The organism is Flavipsychrobacter sp. (genome assembly GCA_041392855.1).
Classification (GTDB): domain Bacteria; phylum Bacteroidota; class Bacteroidia; order Chitinophagales; family Chitinophagaceae; genus UBA5543.
Map to the genome: position 1 here is coordinate 1 of JAWKLD010000003.1, position 22,477 is coordinate 22,477.

22 protein-coding genes are annotated in these 22,477 nt (G+C 42.2%); 8 read left to right on the forward strand and 14 right to left on the reverse strand.

Annotated elements, in window-relative coordinates; all coding sequences use genetic code 11:
* The first annotated feature begins 258 nt into the window (after positions 1–258).
* The 4 genes from R2800_14930 to R2800_14945 all read left to right on the forward strand — a co-directional run bounded on the left by R2800_14930 (position 259) and on the right by R2800_14945 (position 1,734).
* Positions 259–486, forward strand: coding sequence for a hypothetical protein (locus tag R2800_14930; GenBank protein MEZ5018352.1), 228 nt, complete (start codon positions 259–261; stop codon positions 484–486).
* Positions 487–609: 123 nt separating this feature from the next.
* On the forward strand, positions 610–828 hold the full coding sequence (locus R2800_14935; GenBank protein MEZ5018353.1) for a hypothetical protein: 219 nt from the start codon (positions 610–612) through the stop codon (positions 826–828).
* Positions 829–1,016: 188 nt separating this feature from the next.
* Entirely contained in the window at positions 1,017–1,343 is a 327-nt protein-coding gene (locus R2800_14940) for a hypothetical protein (GenBank protein ID MEZ5018354.1), read from the forward strand.
* A 97-nt stretch (positions 1,344–1,440) separates the two neighbouring features.
* Complete coding sequence (locus tag R2800_14945; protein ID MEZ5018355.1) at positions 1,441–1,734, forward strand: hypothetical protein; 294 nt, start codon at positions 1,441–1,443, stop codon at positions 1,732–1,734.
* 331 nt (positions 1,735–2,065) lie between these two features.
* On the opposite strand, the gene R2800_14950 is transcribed toward R2800_14945, so the two are convergent.
* The 3 genes from R2800_14950 to R2800_14960 all read right to left on the reverse strand — a co-directional run bounded on the left by R2800_14950 (position 2,066) and on the right by R2800_14960 (position 5,983).
* Positions 2,066–3,076, reverse strand: a complete 1,011-nt coding sequence (locus R2800_14950) for a T9SS type A sorting domain-containing protein (protein ID MEZ5018356.1) — start codon at positions 3,074–3,076, stop codon at positions 2,066–2,068.
* 138 nt (positions 3,077–3,214) lie between these two features.
* Positions 3,215–5,383: a hypothetical protein gene (locus R2800_14955; GenBank protein MEZ5018357.1), complete on the reverse strand. Its 2,169-nt coding sequence runs from the start codon at positions 5,381–5,383 to the stop codon at positions 3,215–3,217.
* 12 nt (positions 5,384–5,395) lie between these two features.
* Positions 5,396–5,983 (reverse strand): RNA polymerase sigma factor, encoded by a 588-nt coding sequence (locus R2800_14960; GenBank protein MEZ5018358.1) that lies wholly within the window; start codon positions 5,981–5,983, stop codon positions 5,396–5,398.
* Positions 5,984–6,209: 226 nt separating this feature from the next.
* On the opposite strand from R2800_14960, the gene R2800_14965 reads away from it, so the two are divergent.
* Positions 6,210–10,925: an SBBP repeat-containing protein gene (locus R2800_14965; GenBank protein ID MEZ5018359.1), complete on the forward strand. Its 4,716-nt coding sequence runs from the start codon at positions 6,210–6,212 to the stop codon at positions 10,923–10,925.
* Between the two features lie 350 nt (positions 10,926–11,275).
* On the forward strand, positions 11,276–12,049 hold the full coding sequence (locus R2800_14970; protein MEZ5018360.1) for a hypothetical protein: 774 nt from the start codon (positions 11,276–11,278) through the stop codon (positions 12,047–12,049).
* A 4-nt stretch (positions 12,050–12,053) separates the two neighbouring features.
* Here the strand turns inward: R2800_14970 and R2800_14975 are convergent, their stop codons facing one another.
* The 7 genes from R2800_14975 to R2800_15005 all read right to left on the reverse strand — a co-directional run bounded on the left by R2800_14975 (position 12,054) and on the right by R2800_15005 (position 18,959).
* Positions 12,054–12,743, reverse strand: a complete 690-nt coding sequence (locus R2800_14975; GenBank protein MEZ5018361.1) for a hypothetical protein — start codon at positions 12,741–12,743, stop codon at positions 12,054–12,056.
* A gap of 3 nt (positions 12,744–12,746) precedes the next feature.
* On the reverse strand, positions 12,747–15,038 hold the full coding sequence (locus tag R2800_14980; protein ID MEZ5018362.1) for a hypothetical protein: 2,292 nt from the start codon (positions 15,036–15,038) through the stop codon (positions 12,747–12,749).
* Positions 15,039–15,056: 18 nt separating this feature from the next.
* On the reverse strand, positions 15,057–15,836 hold the full coding sequence (locus R2800_14985; GenBank protein MEZ5018363.1) for a hypothetical protein: 780 nt from the start codon (positions 15,834–15,836) through the stop codon (positions 15,057–15,059).
* A 356-nt stretch (positions 15,837–16,192) separates the two neighbouring features.
* Positions 16,193–17,554 (reverse strand): replicative DNA helicase, encoded by a 1,362-nt coding sequence (locus tag R2800_14990; GenBank protein ID MEZ5018364.1) that lies wholly within the window; start codon positions 17,552–17,554, stop codon positions 16,193–16,195.
* A gap of 12 nt (positions 17,555–17,566) precedes the next feature.
* Complete coding sequence (locus tag R2800_14995) at positions 17,567–18,424, reverse strand: DUF4373 domain-containing protein (protein ID MEZ5018365.1); 858 nt, start codon at positions 18,422–18,424, stop codon at positions 17,567–17,569.
* A 15-nt stretch (positions 18,425–18,439) separates the two neighbouring features.
* Positions 18,440–18,640, reverse strand: a complete 201-nt coding sequence (locus tag R2800_15000; GenBank protein ID MEZ5018366.1) for a hypothetical protein — start codon at positions 18,638–18,640, stop codon at positions 18,440–18,442.
* 46 nt (positions 18,641–18,686) lie between these two features.
* Positions 18,687–18,959, reverse strand: coding sequence for a hypothetical protein (locus R2800_15005; protein MEZ5018367.1), 273 nt, complete (start codon positions 18,957–18,959; stop codon positions 18,687–18,689).
* 130 nt (positions 18,960–19,089) lie between these two features.
* Between R2800_15005 and R2800_15010 the strand changes: the two genes are divergently transcribed.
* Positions 19,090–19,509: a hypothetical protein gene (locus R2800_15010; GenBank protein MEZ5018368.1), complete on the forward strand. Its 420-nt coding sequence runs from the start codon at positions 19,090–19,092 to the stop codon at positions 19,507–19,509.
* A gap of 4 nt (positions 19,510–19,513) precedes the next feature.
* Here the strand turns inward: R2800_15010 and R2800_15015 are convergent, their stop codons facing one another.
* The 4 genes from R2800_15015 to R2800_15030 form a co-directional block, all read right to left on the reverse strand.
* Positions 19,514–20,230 (reverse strand): hypothetical protein, encoded by a 717-nt coding sequence (locus R2800_15015; protein MEZ5018369.1) that lies wholly within the window; start codon positions 20,228–20,230, stop codon positions 19,514–19,516.
* Positions 20,230–20,496 (reverse strand): hypothetical protein, encoded by a 267-nt coding sequence (locus tag R2800_15020; protein MEZ5018370.1) that lies wholly within the window; start codon positions 20,494–20,496, stop codon positions 20,230–20,232. The genes R2800_15015 and R2800_15020 overlap by 1 nt, the downstream gene beginning before the upstream one ends.
* Before the next feature lie 112 nt (positions 20,497–20,608).
* Complete coding sequence (locus R2800_15025) at positions 20,609–21,019, reverse strand: hypothetical protein (protein ID MEZ5018371.1); 411 nt, start codon at positions 21,017–21,019, stop codon at positions 20,609–20,611.
* Positions 21,020–21,061: 42 nt separating this feature from the next.
* Positions 21,062–21,481 carry a hypothetical protein gene (locus tag R2800_15030; GenBank protein MEZ5018372.1) on the reverse strand — a complete coding sequence of 140 codons (420 nt, stop codon included), beginning with the start codon at positions 21,479–21,481 and terminating at the stop codon, positions 21,062–21,064.
* A gap of 234 nt (positions 21,482–21,715) precedes the next feature.
* On the opposite strand from R2800_15030, the gene R2800_15035 reads away from it, so the two are divergent.
* Positions 21,716–22,447 carry a S24 family peptidase gene (locus R2800_15035; protein MEZ5018373.1) on the forward strand — a complete coding sequence of 244 codons (732 nt, stop codon included), beginning with the start codon at positions 21,716–21,718 and terminating at the stop codon, positions 22,445–22,447.
* The last annotated feature ends 30 nt before the right edge of the window (positions 22,448–22,477 follow it).

A 22,477-nucleotide genomic window follows, 5' to 3' on the forward strand; every position in this document is an offset into this window, starting at 1 on the left:
GGACTTGATCACTGACGGTGACCGTGGTGGTAACCAAACTTTCTCTGTAAAGTACAAAGCTACTCCTGGTTTCGCTTACCCTGCAGGTACTTACACTGTAGATGTAGTTTACACTGCTACTCAAGACTAAGAAGTCTCTCTCTCAAAATATAAAAGAGCAGTCCATATGGGCTGCTCTTTTTGTTTGAACAGTCGGCTGGGAAGCAATACCTTTTTTCAGATCAGATAACCTACCTTTGTTGCTCTATAACAGCTAGTATGAAATATATATTATCAGTTGCCATAATACTATCAGTAGCTTTTGCTGCCTGCAAAAAGGACAGCTTTTCTTACACCTGCAAATGTGTAGATGCTACCAAACAGAGAGTAGATACTTTTATCAACTACCAACTACCCACATCGGGCGAGGCCTATTACGAGTGCAGGCGCTTTCAAGACACTGCCAATAAGTATGGCAGGCCATATGAATGTGATTTGACGAAGTAATTGGCGTTTTCCTCCCCTAAATGTCATATTTAATAAAAGCATTCTAACTTTTAACAGTTTTTTTTACCTTTACTAACTACATCTGTTTAATAACAGTAATACACAAAATTCAATTGGAAAAAGATGAAGAAATTAATATTCATTGCTATTGCTAGTTTGGCTATCACATCTTGTACTAAAGAGTATAAGTGTAACTGTGTTGACCCTGATAATTCAGCGAATAACGGCGTATTGCCTTTGAAAACTAACAAAAAGAGTGAAGCTACTCGTTTTTGCGACGATTACGAGTCTAAAGTACGTGGTGCCGGTATCTCTACCAAGTATGAGTGCAAAATAGACTAAGTACCACTACATTATATTATTGAAAGCCAGCTGCAAAATATATTTGTAGCTGGCTTTTTGTATTTCAGTCGGTCTAGTATTAACGACGGTATTCTAATAATTGTGCATAAGTTGGTAATAATTACTTAACGCTACAGCGGGGAAAATGAGGCTAATGACATAAATTGCAATATTGAAACTTTGAAGATATGACCACACCATATACTTACTCCAAAGCGTTAGATATTTGCTTAGAATACCAATATCTGGTAGACTGTGCCTTAAGTAGCGAGTACAGAGATCTGGGGCGTATTGAACATGTAGCGATATCACCGGCCAGCGAAAAAGAGAAAAATGAGTTTATAGAATACTTTAAAGCCTTCAACGATGTAGAAAAAGCACTTAGCTTTTTCGATACCAAAGAATATGATGTTGTACTGATCAGCCGAAACAAGCAAATGCAAGTGTCAGTTAGAGACCTAAGCGCCCATATTGCCTATCAAAAAGATAATAGAACCCAGATAATACTGGATTAATAAGCCCTATCCACAGCTGTTCCCGCACCATTATTGTTATACCGTTTGGACTTATTACAGATTAATGGTAAATTAAGTCATATATATTACGTTATATATGCCGCAACCTGATTTACAACAAAAATTAACCTCATCTTTCAAAGATCTGGTAACAGCAATTGCTGACCAGAACCTTGCGGAGATAGATATACTCGTAACCGTAGGAGGAAAACGTCCTGAATTTGACGATCTGATGCTACGCCTCAAAAAAATGCAAGGAATACTCACCGAAAAAGCTGTTGAACTCATAAAACTCTACAGAGCCAATGGTGGAGAAAATGAACAGCAAGTAACTGATGAGTGCAAAAGCATTATAGAAGAAACCATACAACGGTTCGTTAAACAGATATAGCCACCACATATTTATCGCATTAACATAAAAAGGATACAAACCTTTTAAAAGTTTGTATCCAGTGAGTTGACATGGATAATGTGTCTTAAAAGGGCTGGCGGCGCTTTACCGAAGTAATTAACCTAAAATTACTATTGTTTATTGAAACGAAAGGGAGTGTTTTCACCCTTTTTTATAAAAATCTAATACTTCAACTACTGATTATCAACAGTTTTCAAAAAACACATAACAAACATTTAAAATACATCGCCCATTCAGCAAGCTATAAACAAAAAAGAGAGGTGACTAGTCACCTCTCTTTGGTTTGCCATTCTCAACACCTATTAACCACCTATTTGGTAAGCTTAAACGTAGCAGTACCTTCTGTAGTTTTCACTTGCATCAGGTAAAGACCACTAGCCATGTCACTAGTAGACAATACTACATTAGCCCCCTCTGAGAATGTGTTAGTATAAACCACTGCTCCCGAAACATTAGTAATAGTTACCAGCTTATCACCAGCTATATTTTGTAAACCTGCCACTTTAACTTCTCCCTTCATTGGGTTAGGATAAACTGTTAAGTTGCTTAGGTTACTGTTTACGTTGGTCACATTAGTTGCCCATACAAAACGACCAGAGAATTTAGTGCTGGTTTCCTCAAAAACTATATTGTTGATGTTTTGATTGTTTGCATCTACAGTTATAGTAAGTGCAGGGTTGTCTTTACCCCATTGGTCGCCAAACAATTTGTACACACCATTAGCCAAGCTGCTGAAGCTGAATTTACCTGTTGCATCAGTAGTTGTAAAAGCCACGGCATTGTCCTTCATGTCTGTTAGTAACATAGTACGCCCTTCCAATGGATCGCCGGCAGCAGTACCTTTATTAGCACCTTGCAATACTGAACCACCTACAAAACCAGGACCACCAGGATTAGTACCTTGTACCATAGTAAAGTTCCAATAAGTTGGATTAGACTGCGTTGCAGCAGTTACAGGTGCAGCCCCAGACCATAAAAGGCTACCTACTCCTGATGTACTACCCGAATAATAAGTAGGCAAATAGTTATTATAATGCGGTGAGTTTGTCTTAAATGCTGCTTTAACTAACAACTGGCAGTTAGTACCTATTTGAGGATTAGGGAAACTAAATGCATGTATACTGTCGGCAATATCAGCACTATCAATGGCTGTAAGCGTGTAGCTGTTCCCTACTTGGCATTTTTTAATTAGCCATACTTTCATGTCCAGTATATTACCCTGACCAGAATTAGGAGCTACTGTCCCCCAAATATAAGACTGTGCATAAGATGCAGTAAGTGCACCGAACAGTACAGATAGTGTAAGAATTATTTTTTTCATCTATTAAAGTTTTATTGTGATTATAAAAAGCTGCGCAACTGCTTGTCAATTAAATTGACGAAACCAAGTGTAAAAATGTTAGTGCGAAAAACTAAAAAACTGTAATAAGTATCAGCTTTTTAACCAGTAGTTACTATATCACTTAAATATCTTATACCCAAGCGTAATGCGCATATATGGCTGGCTATATATTTTTTGCAACTCGGGGTCGGTAATAACAGTTTTGTTAACTGCAGACTGTTGCAACAATACATCTACCATATACCGCTCTGCAAAGGTGTAACGGAAGCCTAGCATAAATCCAACACGAGTAAAACTGTTTTGTGTATTGTTCGTATATGGTTTGTACTGACTTATAGGGCTGCCATAATTAGCAAAATAACTAGCAGGGTCTTGTGGTGGAGCAGGCAATGGTGGTGGAAGACTAGCAGCATACGTTTGCTTCGCCACTATAGTGTCCATGATCGTCATCCCTGTATAATCCAGTCTATTTTGCTGCACAGACAATACCTTACTAAAGTTAAAAGACACACCTCCATAAACAGAAAAGCGGGATGAAATATCATATTGCAATATCAATGGCAATTCTATATTCCAAAGCTGTTTTTGTTTTAGTTGATAGCTAACACGGGTAGAATCATACACCTTACCATAAATATAAGTTGCAATAAGGGTATCGGGTTTAAAGTCTATAGTATCTCCCTCTCTTATCACCAAGGTAGAATCAAAAGAAGTGCTAACAACGTTGTAATAAACTTCATCTGGTTTTGCAGAAGTGAACTTTGCATTACCCCATAGATAACTAGGCTGAAACACTAAAGAAAAGTGCGGTGCTACCATATATTGTAGATATGGTGACAACACAAACTTATCCGCTTTTGCCTGAGTATTAAAGCCGTATTCATAGCCTGCCTTAATACCTATCTCCCATCGGCGTGGCTTAGGAGGTGGGGGCGTTAAAGTATTGAATTCGTTAATGCCTAAGTTATCTTCATTTGCTGTTTCTTGTTCTTCTTTTTGTTTTTTCTTCCTTTCTTTTTTGAGTTGCTTCTTATTCTTAGATAAATAAGCCAGCTCGTTCGTTTTTTCTTCTTCCGCTGTCGTCTCTTCTGCTACTTCAAGCGATTGGGTTTGTGGAGTTTCTTCTTCTTGTTTCGTTTCTTGGGGTTGTTCTTTGGCTGCAGCTATTGCTTCTTCACTTGCTGTATTTTCTTCTGTATTAGTTTCTTCTTGTTTGTTTTCAGACTGGTCTGCTACAACTTCTTCTTCCTTCTTAATAGTCTCTTCAGTCTTCGTTTCTTCTTTTACAGGCGCAGCAACTTCTTGTGCTTGTTCTTTTGCGGTTGCTACTACTTGCGGCTCTTCCTCTTTTTCTACTACTTGTTGTTTCTCCTCTTTAGCTGTTGTTTCTTCTTTTTTAGTATCTGTTTTTTCCTCTTCTTTTTGGAGTTCTTCTTTTGGCTGTTGTTCCTGTTCTTTTTCTTGGGTTAGTTGGGGGCTGGCTTCTTTAGTTACTTCTTTCACCTCTGCATGCTCTTCTTCTACTACTTTTTCTTGTTCTTGTGCTATTACATTACTTGTCTGTTTTGTAGTACTCTTGTCCTCCACCTCTTGCAGAGGCGCTTGTTGTTGAGTTACCGTTTGTGTAGTAGTAACTGCACTTGCTTTTGGTGTTGGTGCTATTGCTACTTTTGCATCTGCTTGTTTCTGAGCCGTAGTTGGTGCAGCTACTTTATGCTGCACCTTTTGACTAGAGCTTTTACTTACTACTTCAATAGCAGATGTACGCTCTTCAGTTTCAGTGGTCGTCTTAGTAGCTGGTTTACTTTTTGTTTTGGCTTTGGTAGTAGTGTTTGTTTGTTCGTTTGTGTTATCGTTATTAGGGGGTGTAGTATTATCGTTGGTTGGCAAACCTTTTGGTGCTGCATCACTTTTCGCCTCCTGTTCAGCAGGTGTACTAATATCATTTGTAGCAGATGTGCTCACCTCTGCGGTAGCCTTATTTCTTGTATTAGCATCGGGAGAGGTAGTTACAGCCGTAGTTTGCTCTGTTTTGAAACTGACGAACTTACCAATACCCACAGTAGTACCTATCAACAATAGCAAGCCCAGCAATGCCCACCACCAGCGTATCGGGAAACGCGGGCGGCCGTTATCATTGCCACTGTCGCCAAAGCCACCACCCTTATCGTCCTCTTCATCGAGGCGGAGGGCTAGCGACTCCCACACAGATGCCGGTGGCATCTCGGAGTAGTCTCCTAGTTGCTCTTTGTACAGTTGGTCGATATGTTTACTGCGTTTGCTCATGCTATAGCTCTACTAGCTATGGTTATTAATTTTTTTCATCAATTGCTTACGGGCACTATTCAAATGCCATCGGCTATTACCTTCAGTTATGTTTAATAATGTTCCTATTTCTTTATGGCTATATTGCTCCATCACATGCAGGTTGAACACCACTCTCTGCGTATCAGGAAGCTCATGTATCATAGCCAGCAGCTCTTTATAGCTTATCTGCTCTACTATCGATGCACTTACCTCAACGTTATCTTCGATCTCTCGAGTATCTGACCTGTCTTTTTCTTTTATGTATTTCCTTAAATGGTCGGTAACGGTATACACCACTATCTTATACAGCCAACCTTCAAACGAACCTTTGCCTTGGTATTGGTCTATCTTGGTCAATATCTTAAAAAAGGCATCGTTCAATATCTCATCAGACATCTCCTTGTGGCTAGTATATCTACGTATAATACCATATGCTTGTGGGGCGAATTTGTCGTATAAAGCTTTTTGTGCACTCCTTTTACCGGACATACAGCCGCTTATAAGCACACTCAGCTCATGAGGTGCCACGTACGAAGCTTCTTCGTCTTTAGCCGCTGTATTTTTATTGGTATCGGGCAAGTAACTATTTAGACTTTACACAAAAGGGCTTTCACTATCTATAATGACGACGCCACATGATAAATCGTTAGTTAATCTTTTGAATATTTTTTACTGTTATACATCCCACTACTAACCACCCTTTTAAAGACATTAAAATAGAATGAAAAAGCGCTTATTATTGGCGTTACAGCAATGCTTACAACCTTATTTGAGCTAACTTTAATACCTAGGCAATAAATATTATATGAAGAAAATGTTACTTAATCATAAAGTGACTGGATTTCTATTGCTTTTTCTTTTTGCCAATATCAGCATTACAGCTCGTGAGGTAGAAACAAAAGGCATGCAGAAAACACCTTTTAGTTTTATAGAAAATAGAGGACAAATAACTGACCAACATTATCAAGAGAGAAAGGATGTACAGTTTAAACTACAAACTAATAGTGTAGCTATTTTTATAGGTAATGGTGCTATACACTATCAGTGGAGCCGCCTAAGCAACCCTGAGGAGGTAAACGCCAAACCGCAAAACCCTTGGAACCAATCAGCAGCAGTTGATGATGGCAGCGACTTTAGCACGCCTACAGCAAAATACGATGCCTACAGAATGGACGTAGTACTTCTTGGTGCTAACCCCAATGCCACACTAATAAAACAAGAACAACAAGACTACTACGAGCAATACTACCTTGCCTCTACCACTGCTAAGGCGCGCAGCTTTAATAGAGTTGTATATCAAAATATTTACCCAAATATAGACTGGGTACTCTATACCAACGACGATGGATTGAAATATGACTTTGTAGTGCGCCCAGGAGGTAATATCAACGACATCAAGATACAATACAAAGGAGCTAAAGAACTCAGCATAAAGGATGGTGCTATTATTGCAAAAAACGATTTTGGTAGCATTACCGAAGCAGCACCTTTGAGTTATATGCAAGAAGGCAATACCGTTGCCTCGGCTTATACACTTGAAAAAGACATTATCAGTTTTGATGTAGCAAAATATGATGCACAAGCTACTTTGATAATTGACCCTTCACTAGAGTGGGCTACCTACTATGGCAGCACCAGTGCCGACTATAGCTATGCCTTGGTTGCCGACTCGGCAGGCAATGTATACATGGCAGGCTCTACATACAACTCCAGCAATATTGTTACCGTTGGGTCTTACCAAACCAGCTATGCAGGTAATAAAGATGCCATGGTTGTAAAGTTTACCGAAGCGGGCATACGCATATGGGCTACATACTACGGTGGCACAGGCGAAGATGATTTCTTCTCAGCGACTACTGATGATAGCCATAATATTTACCTAGCAGGCCTTACAGGCAGCACATCGGGTATGACGACTGTGGGCGCACACCAAACTACTTATGGTGGTGGTAGCTCAGACTGCTTCTTAGTAAAAATGACCCCATCAGGTGGTAGACTATGGGCTACCTACTTTGGTGGTGCAGGCAACGAAAAAACAAACGTAGAGTATCAGGTATTTGTAGGTTGCGACTCTTCTAACAACCTATACATGGTGGGCAACACCCGTAGTACTACAGGCATTGCTTCATCTGGAGCACACCAAAATACCAATGGAGGAAATATTGATGGCTTTGTGGCCAAGTTTAATACGAACGGTGTTCGTCAATGGGCTACCTATATTGGTGGTGCAGATAATGACAATATGCGTAAACTAGCATTCGACAATGCAGGCAATGTATTTGTAGCTGGAGAAATGCGCAGTGGTGGTAAAGCAACAACGGGGGCACACCAAACCGCAATAGGGGGAAACAACGATGCTTATCTTATCAAATTCAACAGCTCGGGTGTAGAGCAATGGGCTACTTATTACGGAGGCTCAGGTAGCGACTCCCCGCAAGGACTAAGCCTTGACTATAGCGGTAGCTACATCTTCATGTCGGGCTCTACCAATAGCCAATCTGGTATTGTTACCTCGGGTGCACATAGTACTAGCCTTAATGGTGGTAACAATGCAAGTGCGTCCGATGCATTCTTGGTAAAGTTTACTAATGCAGGTGTGAGGCTTTGGGGTACCTATTTTGGTGGTGCAGCGGTAGACCATAGTGGCGACTTAATTATAGACGGCGCTGGCAACCCCGGCTTTACCGGTACTACCAGTAGTACTTCGGGCATAGCTACAGCTACAGCACACCAGCAAACCAGCGGAGGTAATAGCAACTTCGATGCGATGTTCGTTATCTTCACTCAAGCTGGTACATTAAGCTGGGCTAGCTACTATGGTGGTGGTAGCCAAGACTATGGTTACGGCATCAACAATGCGGCTCAAAACATCATTTACATTACAGGCTTTACCAGCAGTACGAATAATATTGCACTAAGTGGACATCAAAACACCATGGCTGGCGCCTCAGATGCTTTCTTGGCCAAATTTACGCCAGACACAACCTCTTTCATCTTCCAACCATTTACAGACACCGTGCATTGTGTTGAAGATACTTTCACTGTACAATATGGAGTTACTTCAAAGTTTTACAACAATAATACTTTTACTGTACAACTATCTGATGCGAGCGGAAACTTTAGCTCACCAGTGAACATAGGCACAAGAACCGACTCCATTGGTGGTAATATTCTTTGTACCATACCAAGCAATACTACAGGTGGCAGCGGCTATCGTATTCGCATTGTGGGCACAGCGCCGGTAGATACATCTTTTGACAATGGTAATACTATTGACATAAAACCCAAACCTGTAAAACCAATAGCAACGACCAACTCTCCAGCTTGTGATAACGACACTTTGAAGTTGTATGCCAATTCTACCACACCTGGTGTCTCTTATTTATGGACAGGGCCGTTTAGTTTCTTCAGTGGGCAACAAAACCCGATACGTACTAATATTGTAACCGCCTATTCAGGCAACTATATTGTAACTGCCAATCTCAATGGCTGTACCCGTGCTGATACTGCAGTAGCTACCATAGTGCATGCTGCAAATACACCAACCGTTACCGCCAACACACCTGTATGTGGTGGAGACTCTATAAAGCTTAGCGTTTCGAGTACTTCAGCGGGTGTTACCTATTCATGGACGGGGCCGGGAGGTTATACCTCTACCAGTGCTACACCTGCCATACCCAATGCAACAACAGGCATGTCTGGCACTTATATAGGCTCGGCACTTTTAAACGGCTGTACCAGTAGTGCATCGGTAAATGTTACCGTGATACCAAAGATCACGTTCTCACCATCGATACTCGTTACACCCGGCACAACAGTATGCCCTACTACCGACCTAGTATTTAATGTCAACAATGTACCATCGGGCTCTACTATATATAGCTGGTCCGGTCCTAACGGATTCAGCTCTAACCTGAGCAACCCTACCAGATATAACAGTCAAAAAGTAGACTCGGGCTACTATAAGGTAACCGTTACTAAAAATGCCTGCTCTATAGAAGAGGATAGTGTTTTTGTAGCTATTACCGATACTATTACAGCGCCTAACATTACCTCTAACTCACCCGTGTGTGAAGGAGACACCTTAAGCATTATAGTAACTAGCATCTACAGTAATCCTAATTATGTGATCACTGAGGCTAATGGACAGATCAACTCTGGTGTACAAAACATAACTTACAGCAAAGCCACAATGGCTAATAATGGTAGACATACCGTGGTGCTGACAGTAAATGGCTGTACTGCATACGATACCACTTTTGTTACCATAAAACCAACTCCGCCATCACCTACCGTTATCAACAACGGGCCTGTATGTGAAGGGCAGACCGTACAACTTACTGGCACTACTGGAGTGGGCGGCGTTAGCTTCGACTGGATGGGACCTAACGGATTCAGCTCTACCATTGCCAAGCCTACAGTTAGCAATATTACTGCAGCTGGTGGTGGTATTTATACTTTAAGAACAATACTTAATGGTTGTAAATCAGATCCTGCAAGTACAACAGTAGTGGTCAACAACAACCCTAAGCCTAATGTAAGCAGCAATACTCCTGTGTGCGAAAATGCTGCTATTAACTTTACTAATACAGGTGGTGCTGTAGGAACTACCTATACGTGGACAGGACCTGGAGGGTTTACCTCGAACGGTACAGAACCTATACGTAATAATGCTAAGACAGCAGACGGAGGTAACTACGTAGTGACGGCAAAAACTGCCGAAGGCTGTGAAGGTAAAGACACTACTTATGTAGAAGTAGTAAAACTGCCGGAACAACCAAAGATAAGTACCAATAGCCCAGTGTGTGAGGAAGACGAACTGATACTTAGAGAAGAAGCAAATTCTGCCACAGACATTACTTATACATGGACAGGACCAAATAACTTTTCTACCACAGGTAAGATAACAAGTCTTAACCCAGTACAAGCACTTGCGACAGGTAGATACTTTGTAGCAGCTGGCAGAAGAGGCTGTATTTTGACTGACAGTGCCGATGTGTTCATTAAACCAAAACCATTAACGCCAAAACCGTTAAGTAATGCACCGATAACACTGGGGCAAGAAATATTCTTATCTCTAGACAACGAGCAGCCCAACACTACATATACATGGACAGGACCAGGTGGTCTTAATGTAGATGGTACTACAGCAAGCATACCAAAAGCGATCACTTCTTCCGAAGGAACATATACTATTACGGCTACATTGAATGGCTGCACCTCTTTAGCTACGATATATGTAGATGTACTGCCAATCAAACCGAATGAAGATGATCTTATACTGTACCCTAACCCTAACCACGGAAGGTTTAGAGTAAGAGGTGAGCTTACCTTTGATCAAAAACTAAGTATGGAAGTGATCAACTCCTTAGGCATGGTGGTACATAAAGAAGAGACCGAAAGTGTGAACAAACAAGTAGACCATGAAATAGTGGTGGAGGGATATCTTGCCAGTGGTGTGTACTTCTTCCGTACTAATATTAACGGAAAAAACATCACTATCAAATTCACGCTATACTAAGTAGTTCAAATTTTAAAGACTTCCTATAAATGTTAAACCCACTCTGGAAAGAGTGGGTTTAATGTTTTTCATGTGGTATCATGGTTGATGATAGGTGACAGGGAAAGCTGTTCTCACATAGCTTATAATAAATAGTCATGGTTTTGGGTAACTATAGCATTTAGGTGTACTACTTATCAAACCTGCAAGATGCTAACCTTTGTATTACAAATTTAGGAAAGTCTAAATCCACCAGAAAGGGTGTTTTAACCCAATTTTTATTGGTAACAATAGCATAACCTAGGTGATAAAAGTATTTTACTACGGCTTTTTCCTTATTTTTATTGCTAAAGCAAAAAAGAACGATCAATATGCGCCGTACCGTAGTAGCTACCATGATGGTAGTAGTAGCACTAGCTGCTGGATGTAAGAAAAAAGATATAGATAACTCTGAAGTAACCTTTATCAACAGGCTGGACAAACCCATTACTCTGGATATTTACAGCAGCTTTGATGCATACAGTAAAGGCGGTACACCATTGCTACGCAAATCGATGTTGGGCAAAGAAACCACTTACCTACCCGGTAATACTTTCCCTGCAGGCTCTACTTATTATATGGACTGGTATAGCGATGATTTTTATAATAACAACTGGTACAACGATAAGTTTGAAACCAATAAGGTAACCGAGTTAAAACCGGAACCGGGCAACAACACTTACTATATGGACCCGAGACTATATGGTGATGCACGCAAAGCATTTTTAAACAATACAGATGCTGCTACACGTTGGATAGCTATTGGCGCTTATCTATATGCATCAGGGGCTTACACAGACCAGTGGAGCAGTCTTACACCAAATGAACGTACTAAAGAAATAACTATTACCAGAGGTTTTAAAGCCAACTATAAATACAGAAACGCTAACGGGCAAGAACAAACTGCCATCTACGATTTTATGGTACACCAAACAGCAACGCCATATATAGAGTTTAAAGACGGCTCGGGCAATAGCGCAGGTAATATGACCGGAGGTAAACTCCCTACAGCTACTCCTCCCGACTATGTTAGCAATAATACCGACACACTTATGGCATTGTTACCTGGCAACGACTATCTGTTCATGATGGTGAAGCAGAAATAATGCACTAAACAACGGTGTGTAATCGTATACCTACATTATTGAAATACGCCACTGGCAAAGCAGCCATATAGGAAATGTAAGAGCACTCCTGCCCTTCTTCAGTTTTTCCGCCTATGAGTATGCCTATGACATTATGGTCGTAGCTGAATACCAAGCTACCGGAATCTCCACTACAAGAGAAGGGGTTATAGTTAATGCTATGTATCTCATAAAGGTTTTGATAGTAGACAGTAGTACCGTGAAAAGAAAAGATCAAAGGTGCAGCTACCTGCTGCACTATTCTACCTAAGCGCGACGGCATGGCTGCACCTCCTCCCGCATCTTCATAAATATTCATGTACACATTTTCACCAACCATAGGTGCACGCATACCTGTGGGATTAATGATATGTGCGGGCATATTCCATGCGGCTTGGTAGTTGTTATTCAACTCAAAAAAAGCAGCATCCAGCGTATTGGTTTCGTGCAGCTTTAAGTTGTACCACAGAAACAAACTACCAACTTCCGATTTAGCTGCATTGTTGATGCAAATGATATCTCCCTGCGCGCAGTTGTTCAAATTGGCAATAACATGATTGTTAGAAATACCAAAGACCTTATCCTGTTGCCCATGCATGGTAAAAAAGCCACCTACCCTGCCGGCATATCCGCCAGCTTGTCTAAATATTCTCGTGCTGTTATAAAGTATACTCATAATTTAACGAGACAACTTTAGATCGGCCTTAGAAATAAACAATGGTATTACTGTAACATCTACCGCTAGGAAAACTCCATAGCGCAGGGCGTTGGCTTCGTAAGTGATATTGTTATCGGTGATGCTACGTAGCGATGGTGTATAGTTAACACCTCCTCCTACTACTATAGGAGAGTTGGGTAAGTGAACGATCAATGATGCACCCGGTGATATCAATTGCTGAAAACTCACTTCGGGATTATTAGACTCTGTAGAGTCTGCATTCAATCGGTAGTTCATCACAGCACCCAGATCGAAAGCCTGTAGGTATAATCCCAAGCTCATGTTCTTTGTTTTGCTTACCGAAAAGCCCCAGTTGAAATCTACCCCTATCGGCAAATAAAAACTCAAGGATGATGCCCAGTTAACTGTACTGCTACTTTTGTTGAGCGCACCGTTTTGCACAGCATATTTTTTCAACCCCTCAGCACCATAAAAAGCACCCGGATATAAACTAGCCGTAATGGTAAACTCTTTAGAGAACTTCAATTTGTACAAACCTTTAGGCACTATCTCATCCAGCGCTTCTTCTACATCGTCACTATCTTTTGCATCTATCACATTCACCATAAAGCTGCCATACTTGGTTAGGTATTTTATCAGGTTATTATACGCAGTTTTATCACAGGTTGCCCCATCAAGGCTGGCACAATAGATTTGATGTGCACGGTTGATGGTATTCAAACTACCATCCAACACTTTACCATATTGTTGTGTGGTCAATCCCTCACCTATCTCCGCTAGATTAAACAATATAGGCTGTACATTTTTTTCGTACTGCGCTATAATAGCTGCCAGCTTACTGTCTTCTTTGCCAAATATTTTCAAGTAGTCAATACCATTGTCGACTACCTGTAGTTGCAGATCGTAAACACGGGCTACATCTTCTGGGGTTACTTCTTTTATATCTTTAGGCAGTATGGTATTGTAGCTGCTCAATAGGTTCAGGCTTTTGTTGACCGCCAATATCAATTGATTTCTTACACTTTCTTCTTTCAGGTCTATTAGCTTTAGCGCATGCTCGCCCATTACATTATAGATGGCTTCTTTATTGCGCAGGTATACTAGCTTGAAGAATATATCCCAAGCATCGGGTGTCATTTTTTCTAAGCTCTGTAGGCTTGCCATTTTATAACCGTCGCTCGACATATAGCCCAATGCATCGGTTACTATATCAGACATCAACACCACACGTTTGAATACTGGCAGGTTGGCATCTTGCTTAGGGTCCACATAATCGCCCGCCATGTCAGACAATATTTGTATCAGGTTCTTTTTCAGGTATAGGTTGTACACTATCCTATCCCCACCGCTGATAACGGGTGCTAGTTGAAACTTTACATCATCGGCAATTTTCAGTCTGGTAAGTATGGTATCTACCAGCCATTCTTTTTGCATCACTACAGGCATGTTGCGCAGGTCTTCCTGAAAAGCAGCCTTCCATAAACCGCCATACTTGGCCATGCTTATAGAGTTGTCATTTATAAATGCCTCCATCTTGCCCAGCGTGTGGGGTATCAATTGTTTTAGGATGGCATCTTCATTCATCTCTTGGTATAGATATTTCAAGTGTGCTTCCAGTATCTCTTCCTTAGCGCGCGAAATGGCAAAGTCAGTAATACCGTAAATGATCTCAGACTCCAAGCTACCCAAGCCCGCAGGACTCATCAGCGAGCCACCCTGCAATTCATTAACACTACTTCTTTGGGTGAAATATTGATTAGTAGCCGTGAGTATCTGTGTCAGGTTGCTAAACTGTTGGGTATAGTTCTCTACGTCTTTCAGGTCGCTGGCATCATCGGCATAGATGATGGCTAGCAGGTCATTCATTTCTTTTTCTACAGCGCCACTATTCACCAAGCCATTGAGCTGCTGCAAAGAAGGCCCTCCTTTGTACTCTGTTTTAGTGTCTACTGGAGGCTGTTGAGCACCGCCACCTGTGATGGTTGTACTGCCATCGGGCAAAGGTATATTCGTCTGTTGCCCACTTACTTGTCGCTGTTTATTCATTTCAGCTATTACCGCCTGTATCAGCTGGTGCGCTTTAGCACTATCTTTTACTATAGCATTGCCTTCACCATCCATACGCATATCCAGCTCTTTGGCTTTGAGTATTTTTTCTACCAATACTTTAAAGCGGGCTATGGCTATAGACTCGTTGATGTAGTTATCCGACACTGAGGCTGTGCCCGTTTGTGCAGCTATTGTTCCTATACTTAAGCAGCTTATTACCAAGCCGAAGAGTAGCTTTTTCATATACGTGTTTTATGGTGCTTATTGTTGTGGTTGCTGTTGCTCGCCACCTGTAGGCGCTGTAGCAGGTGCTACAACCGGTGGTTCATTTCGGTTTACCTGTGCAGCTGTGGTCATATAATTTACCTGTTGCCCACTAAAAGGATTGCGTGTTACCGAGTTGCCATTCCCTTTTAGCTTGCTGGTCATATATGGTACTATGCCTATGCCCAGAGATATCACCAAACCTATCACCGAAGAAAAATCGGGCATGCCCTTTCCCATCAGGTAGCCATAGATACTACCTGTAACAATACCTAAAGAAATAAGTATAGCTGTGAAGCTGGAGAAGAACAGGATAAGCCTACTGGCACTTTTAGGATAAGTATGCTCCATTTGCATTTGCGGTACATTGTTTACATGCACATGCCTGCCCTGCTCGTCCAGCACGGGTTTTTGAGTAATGGCAATGGGTGCTGCTTCTTTATCGGTCAGTATTTCGGAAAACACTTTGCGCCAGCCCACACTACCTACTATGATAACGAAAAACAAAATGAACAATACCGTTGGCAGCATACTGATGGAATACGCCGCCCATTGTTTTACAGGAAGACCACTATACACATACCCTGTCGGCACGGTTGCCGCCGGAGGCGTGCTTACTTGCTGCACGGGTGTGGTAGCAGGCACCTGCTGTTGTGGCTGCGCTTGGCCGCCTACAGGCACATCAGGCTGTGGCATTTCGCCACCATTAACGGTTTGGGCAAAGCTTTGTGTTAGTACAAACAAACACAATAGTATGGTTGTGGCTATAGCTCTCATAGCATTATGATTTTTAGGTGTTACACATTAAAATGGTACTCATACAAACCTAAGGGTTACACAATGCTTATGCAAGGGTGAAAACACCCTAATTACAAGTTGCTTTTCACGTAGATACACGCAACAACAAGGCAAAACACCCAAGATGTTGATGCCAAAGCTTTATCAGTTTGATGTACAAGAGATTAAAACATTTTTAGGAGATTTTAACCCATAAGCATTTTTCTGTTTTGTACATTTATAACCGATAGTTAAACCTACTATCAAATACTAAGAGTTGACAATCATATAGTGACAAAGCCTCCTTCTGGGGGCTTTTGTTATTGATGGTCTTTCTTATATCTACTTTTAATACGCTACGCCCGCAACTCCCATTCATTATCCTGCCATTCGGTAAAGCGCATCAGCTCTGCATCAAAATGTAGTTTCAAGTTCATGGTAGTGCCGTTGCGCCATTTGGGTATCAGCAGGTCGGCTTGGTGCTCGGTGCTATTACCCTGCTCGTCTTCATACTTGCCCACGCGCCAGTCGCGGTGCAGCAGCATTATAATATCTGCATCCTGCTCTATGGCACCACTCTCGCGCAGGTCAGCCATGCTGGGCTGTTTGTTGGCACGGTGCTCACTCTCACGGTTCAGCTGCGAGAGTGCCAGCACGGGTATCTGTAGGTTCATGGCTATCATCTTCAGTCCTCGGCTTATTTGCGATACTGCCTGCTCCCTACTCCGCGAGCCCTCCACCTCTTCTATCAGTTGCAGATAGTCGATGATGAGCATATCCAACCCATGTGTTCTTTTTAGCTGCTCTGCCTTGGCGCGTATATCAAAAATGGTGACCTGTGCCGCATCGCTAAAATAGATGGGCAGCCCTGCCAGTTGGTTCATACCATTGTACACGGCGGTACGTTCTGCATTTTCCTGCACCCGACCACGGTCTATATCAGCAAAGGGCACACGGCTCTCGCTACTCACCATCCGCCCGAAGATATCTTGTGCCGGCATCTCCAACGATATGATGCCCACCTTGTAGCCCCTGCGTGCTGCTTGTGTGGCAATGCTGCCCATCAGCGCACTCTTGCCCACCGACGGGCGCGCCCCTAACACCACCAGCTGCCCTTTGCGCAAGCCACCGTTCTCTCTGTCTACACTGGCAAAGGTGGTGGAGATGCCTATGAGCTCTTGCCCCTGCACCTCGTCCATATGGTCGCTAAGGCGTATGGCAGCCGTTGAGGCATCTATCCAGTCGTTGGTAGTGCGCACCTCTAGTGCTTTTTGTAACGCCTTTTGTATCTCTTCGGCAGCTTCCAGCACATCCATAGCCTCATCGTAGGCATTGTTTTGCAAGGCTATCATCATACGCTTGGCAGCCAGCTCGCGCAGTAGCAGGCACCAGTGTTGCAGGTGTGCCGAAGACACTACTGTAGCGGTGAACCTCAACAGATAGTCAGCAGGGTGCGTACCGCCTATTACGGCAGTTCCCTTATCATTGAGCTTGCGTGCAACGGTGAGCAGATCTACAGGCGCACCATGCTCCCACACTTCTTCTATAGCTTTGAAGACCAAGAGGTGTTCAGGCACATGAAAGCACTCGTCGGTAAGCAGGCTATACACACTACTAAAGGCGCGGGGCTCTATGAGGCATACGCCCAGTACCGACTGTTCCAGCTCGGGGTCAAAATCTCTTTGAATACGATAGGCTATTTGTCTTTGTGCTTTCATGTTGGTGTGTGTTTATCCTTGTTTTTTCAATAAGCTTTTTCTTTGACGCTCTGCCGCCAGCTGTGCAGGTGTTTTCATAAACTTGGCTACAGGCACAACCTTGGGTAGGGCTACATTTTTAGGTATAGGCGAATAGTCTTCGGGGCGCTGGTTGGCCACATCTCTAAACTTGAACCACGCCGCAAAATGGGTACGGTAATCTTTCTCGGTCTTCACCACATCGCCTATAAAAGACAGGTGCTTGTTGAACGCTCCCAACCATGCTGCCAGCTCTTCTTTCTCCAGCCCGCCTGCACAATAGGGGTAAACAAACCGCCGCTCATCAGCAAGTGCATTTTGCCTTAGCTTTTCGAGAAGTTGTTCTTTGGCAGCAGATACTTCCTTCCCTTCCAGGCTAATGACTACCGCACCTACCGATGGCGCAGACGGTTGTTTTTTTGTTTGTTTCGCGCTCTTATCCCCTTGTTTGTTTTGTTTGGCAATAGCGCGTTTGGCATTGGTTACTGCTGCTCCCTTTCGCCCGCGCTCGCTCATTATAGCTCGCTTCCTATCCAGATGTTCCATTCTTGCATTCAGCCCGGTAGACCATATGCTTACTCCATCTGTTTGCAACAGCTCATACTCTTCTATACAAGCCGCGATAAATTTTTTTGCTCCCTCATTGCTACAGCATAGCTCTTGTGCCAGCACGTTGTAGGCAAATTTGGTATTGATGTTATACTTATAGTTTTGCTCTTTGCGCAGGCGCTCTAGCAGCACCCACCATCTGCCATACCCTTCCATCCCATACTGCTGCATCATGGCTATTATCTTCGCATCGCTACGGGCATTGCTGTCGTGGGCAAACCAATAGCTTTCTTTTTTGTTCATCTGGTGATCTTTTTTTTAACTGGTAATTATTATAGGGTTTGGTTTTGTCATCGCTCTGTACAATTCTTTATAAAAAAAGCCCGATAGCTTATAGAAATACAGACTTGGTATCGTTTTTGTTTTACTACTTAGTAAGATGGAGATGATAGGATTCATAACAACAATGATCGTTTTAATGATGCTTGCAGCACCCTTTATACTTAGTGGTGCCGCCATCTGTTACAACCTATCTCACTACAGCACACTAAGTGCCAAAGCTCGTTTACCGCATTGGGAGATGAGAACCTTGCACATACTCATATACTACCCAATTATCTCTTTCGTGTTTTTGGTTTTGCTCTACTTTATAATACCCGAGCAAACTACTTATATGATGAACACCTACTGCATTAGCCACGCGCTCTTGAGTACGCTGGGGGCAGCCGGCGCGTGGTATTTGCGTAGGCGTAATAAAAGTTATACCCGTTACTTCCTGCTCAACCTGTTGAGCGGTTGTATCTACTTCGCGATATTCTTTTCGTTCATTTTTAATCATAATGCTGTACTCTAGTTATATCTGTTTTTGTTGTTAATAACCCCGCCCTTACGGGCAGCCCTTCTTTTCAGGAGGGCTTTTTTATTGATAGTATTTCATAATCGCTATCTTAGGAGTCTACTACACAACTATGAGTATTGTCTACTTTCTATTTTCTTTGCTGCCGCTATTGCTCAGCATATTTGCCGTAGCAATACTCTACTTCTTACTATTGCAACTAGGCAAAAGCAGCTACCCGTTAACCAAACTCCGATCGAGCCCCGCGCTAACCCAAAAACGCTTACAGCTGATCAGCAGAGCTGTTGCAGGGTATCTACTTTTGTTTCTTTTGTCTTTTATAGTGTATTGCTTTCGCAATTCATTTTATACTTTTTTTGACGTTGGCATACTGTGGGTGTTTGTCCATTTCCTCTTCAGCGTTCCTGTATTGCTGTTGCTTCGCTATCAGGAAAAAGAACTTACCTACCGCATCACCAAACTGCTTTTTGAGTTCCTATTCGGCTTCCTGATCATGCAGGCTGCCATACGCACCTCAGAGCAGTGGTTTTAAAAACCTATGCGGCTATTCTTTGTCGCAACTCTTTTTTCTTTTCCGTGAATGCCGCCTTCAGTTCCGGTAGTTGTTCTACACGCGCTGCATTGTCTTGATACAGTTGCAACAAGTCCTCTTCACTAGTACAAACAGCTACCCGCTTCTTCAATCCATGCGTGCCTAGCAGTATCGATTCGGGAACACCTCCTTCAGTCACTTCCTCTGTAGTATTCAGCTCAAATGATATTGGCTCTGCATCATTCATCAGATCTGTTTCACTCTCGTCTAGCATGCCCAGCCCAAGAAGGTCTAATGTAGCCCTGCGCTTAGCTTTTGTTTCTGCCTTCATCATCGCATTACACAACTGCGCCCCTTGCAGATTGTGTATAGGCACCGCACCAATACTTTCCGTATGCCTTCCTTCCTTGGTATTGGCCTTAGCTGTTACTACATAGCAACCATTGGTCACCTCACGCATTTTTATTTCGTGGCTCACTTTATGCAGCTTGTTCAGTTGCTGTGCACCACCTCTATCGCAATAGAGAATTTCCTTTCCCCTCAGCCTTAATATTTTAAAGGGTTGCGATAGTGGGTCTAACCCCAACTTATCGCATACTTGTTTGTAATAGTTTATTTTTTGTGCCGTTGTCAGCCGGCCGATGTCTCCATTAATTACCAGAGATGATAGAATATCCATAAGTGTGTGTTTTTTATACTTCCCTTTCGGGGTAGTCTTCATTAGCTTAATAATTTTTCTACGAGTTCCTGTTTTAATCTTTTGCTCTCGGCAAATGCCCCTAAATGAAAAGAAGCATAAGCCAGTTCATTAGCCGTTTTCAACTTTACCGACAACACTGCTAGTGCATCGGGATAAGTATTGGTTGCTTCGTGGCTCTGGTCTAAAAGTTCGTTGATCCTGTCTTCTCGGTCTTTGGTAATACCCAATGCTCCTGCAAATGTTTCGTCAGCACTAGGTACGGCCGTTACCAATAAATATTTCTTCATAGCAAATTATTGTACCCACTGCATCGCCTCTGTGAGGGAGAAGCAAGCAGTAAGTCATTTTCGTGATAATAAGGTTATAAGTACAGCTTTGGGTGATAGGCTTAGCTAAGGTTTAAGCTACCAGCGAATGTGCAGTAAGCACATCCAACGGTTGATGCTCATCTATAGGGGCTGACTGTATCAATTGGATCCTGAAAAAAGCAGAACCTTTTATCAGTCGCACATCAAAACCATACTTGCGTAGTTGAATGATCTTGTTCACCGCACTATAGCGAGTAGTAAACACTTCAGGGTAGCCGTTCTGATCCATTAAATATCTGATGTCATCATTCCATTTAGCAAACCAAGGTGTTTTGTTCAGGCAAGCTATCTTACGGTCGATCTCTCTGTAGAGTCTTTGCTTCACCTCTTCGGGTTGTTGGCTATTGTCTACAAAACGGCGCAACCAAGAAAGAGGTCCCGCATCGCGATAGCTGTCTATCCATCTTTTTACTTGCTCGTAATACATTTCGTTGTTCATCATCTTTATATAATTTTTAGTTGTTTAAAAAATTGTGCCTGGTCACTACACTAGTTGTTCTTGCAGTATGTAGGCTTTTAAATCTTTTAGCTTCACTTCAAAATCTGCATGATCCCAATAATCTTCCGATAACAAAGTGCTGACATCCTGAACATATTCGCCGGAGTAGTCTATCGACTCTTTGCACCAATCCAGCCTTCCCGTATCATTCAGCCATTGCTCAAAACAAGGTTTGCACAAAAAAAGTGCTTCGGCTTCTGTGGCGTTATTCCAATACCAGTCGACACTGATGTTTAACAACCCTGTTCTAAAGTCTTCTATTATTAAGTTTTTTGTTATCTTTGTATCGTATTTTTTATTTTTTGTTTTGAAACGCCCGCTTGTGTCTACAGTGGGCATTTTTTTTGCCCCTAACTCACGGGCTGTATTCCTTATTCCTAGCTGCTTTTCTCTTTTACTATTCATATTGTCTTCATTTGGGTGAGGTAATCTATTGCCTGCATACCACTCTGGTAGCCTGCATCTTAGTTCACGATCGGTTATAGAAAAATGTTTTACTCATAGTTGTTAGTGTTTAATATTTTTTATACATTTGTGCAACAAGCTGCATTATTTATTACCATTGTTAAACAAATGTACAAACTATGAACAATTGTACAAATTTATTTTAAAATATTATTTATTATAATACATAGCACTATGCAAATACATCAAGGAGAGGCATTACAAAACGCCGCAAGGATGAGTAAAATGGGCGTACACGGCCTGGCAGAGGCGCTAGGCATACCACGCAGCACACTCTATTACAACTTCAAAAAAGAAAAACTGGACGAAACCATAAAGCTCAGAGCTGCAAAAGCAATGGGCATTACTACCGACCAACTATTTGGCGGCGCCTACAACAACCCTGCTGAGCACTACCAGCATAGCACACACACTACAGGCGATGAGCTGCGTTTGCAAAAAGCACTTGGGCTTAATGTAGAAAATGGATTGAGCGTAGTACCTATTATGGCACAGGCTGGCTATAGCAAACACTACCTAGACCCAAAATTTGTAGACGAGCTAGAGGTAATGAACATACCCAACATGCCTTATCGTGGAGATAAATATCGTGTATTTGAGGTGAGCGGTGATAGTATGGAACCTACTCTTAAAGAAGGCTTCCATGTAGTGGGCGAATCTGTAGAGCCAGAATACTGGAACAGTACGGCACAGTTCTATATATATGTAGTAGTGACAGAAGATCGTATTATGGTAAAACGTCTTTACCGAAAAGAAGGCAACGAGATATTTGTATGCATTAGTGATAATGAAGAGTTCTATCCACAATTTGCCCTACACCGTAGCGAGATAAAAGAACTATGGTTGGTAAAACGTAAAATAGACTGGGAGATGCCACCACCAAAGCGTTTTGAAATAACTGTGTAAATATTTTCGGGTTAGTAACCAGAATGCACC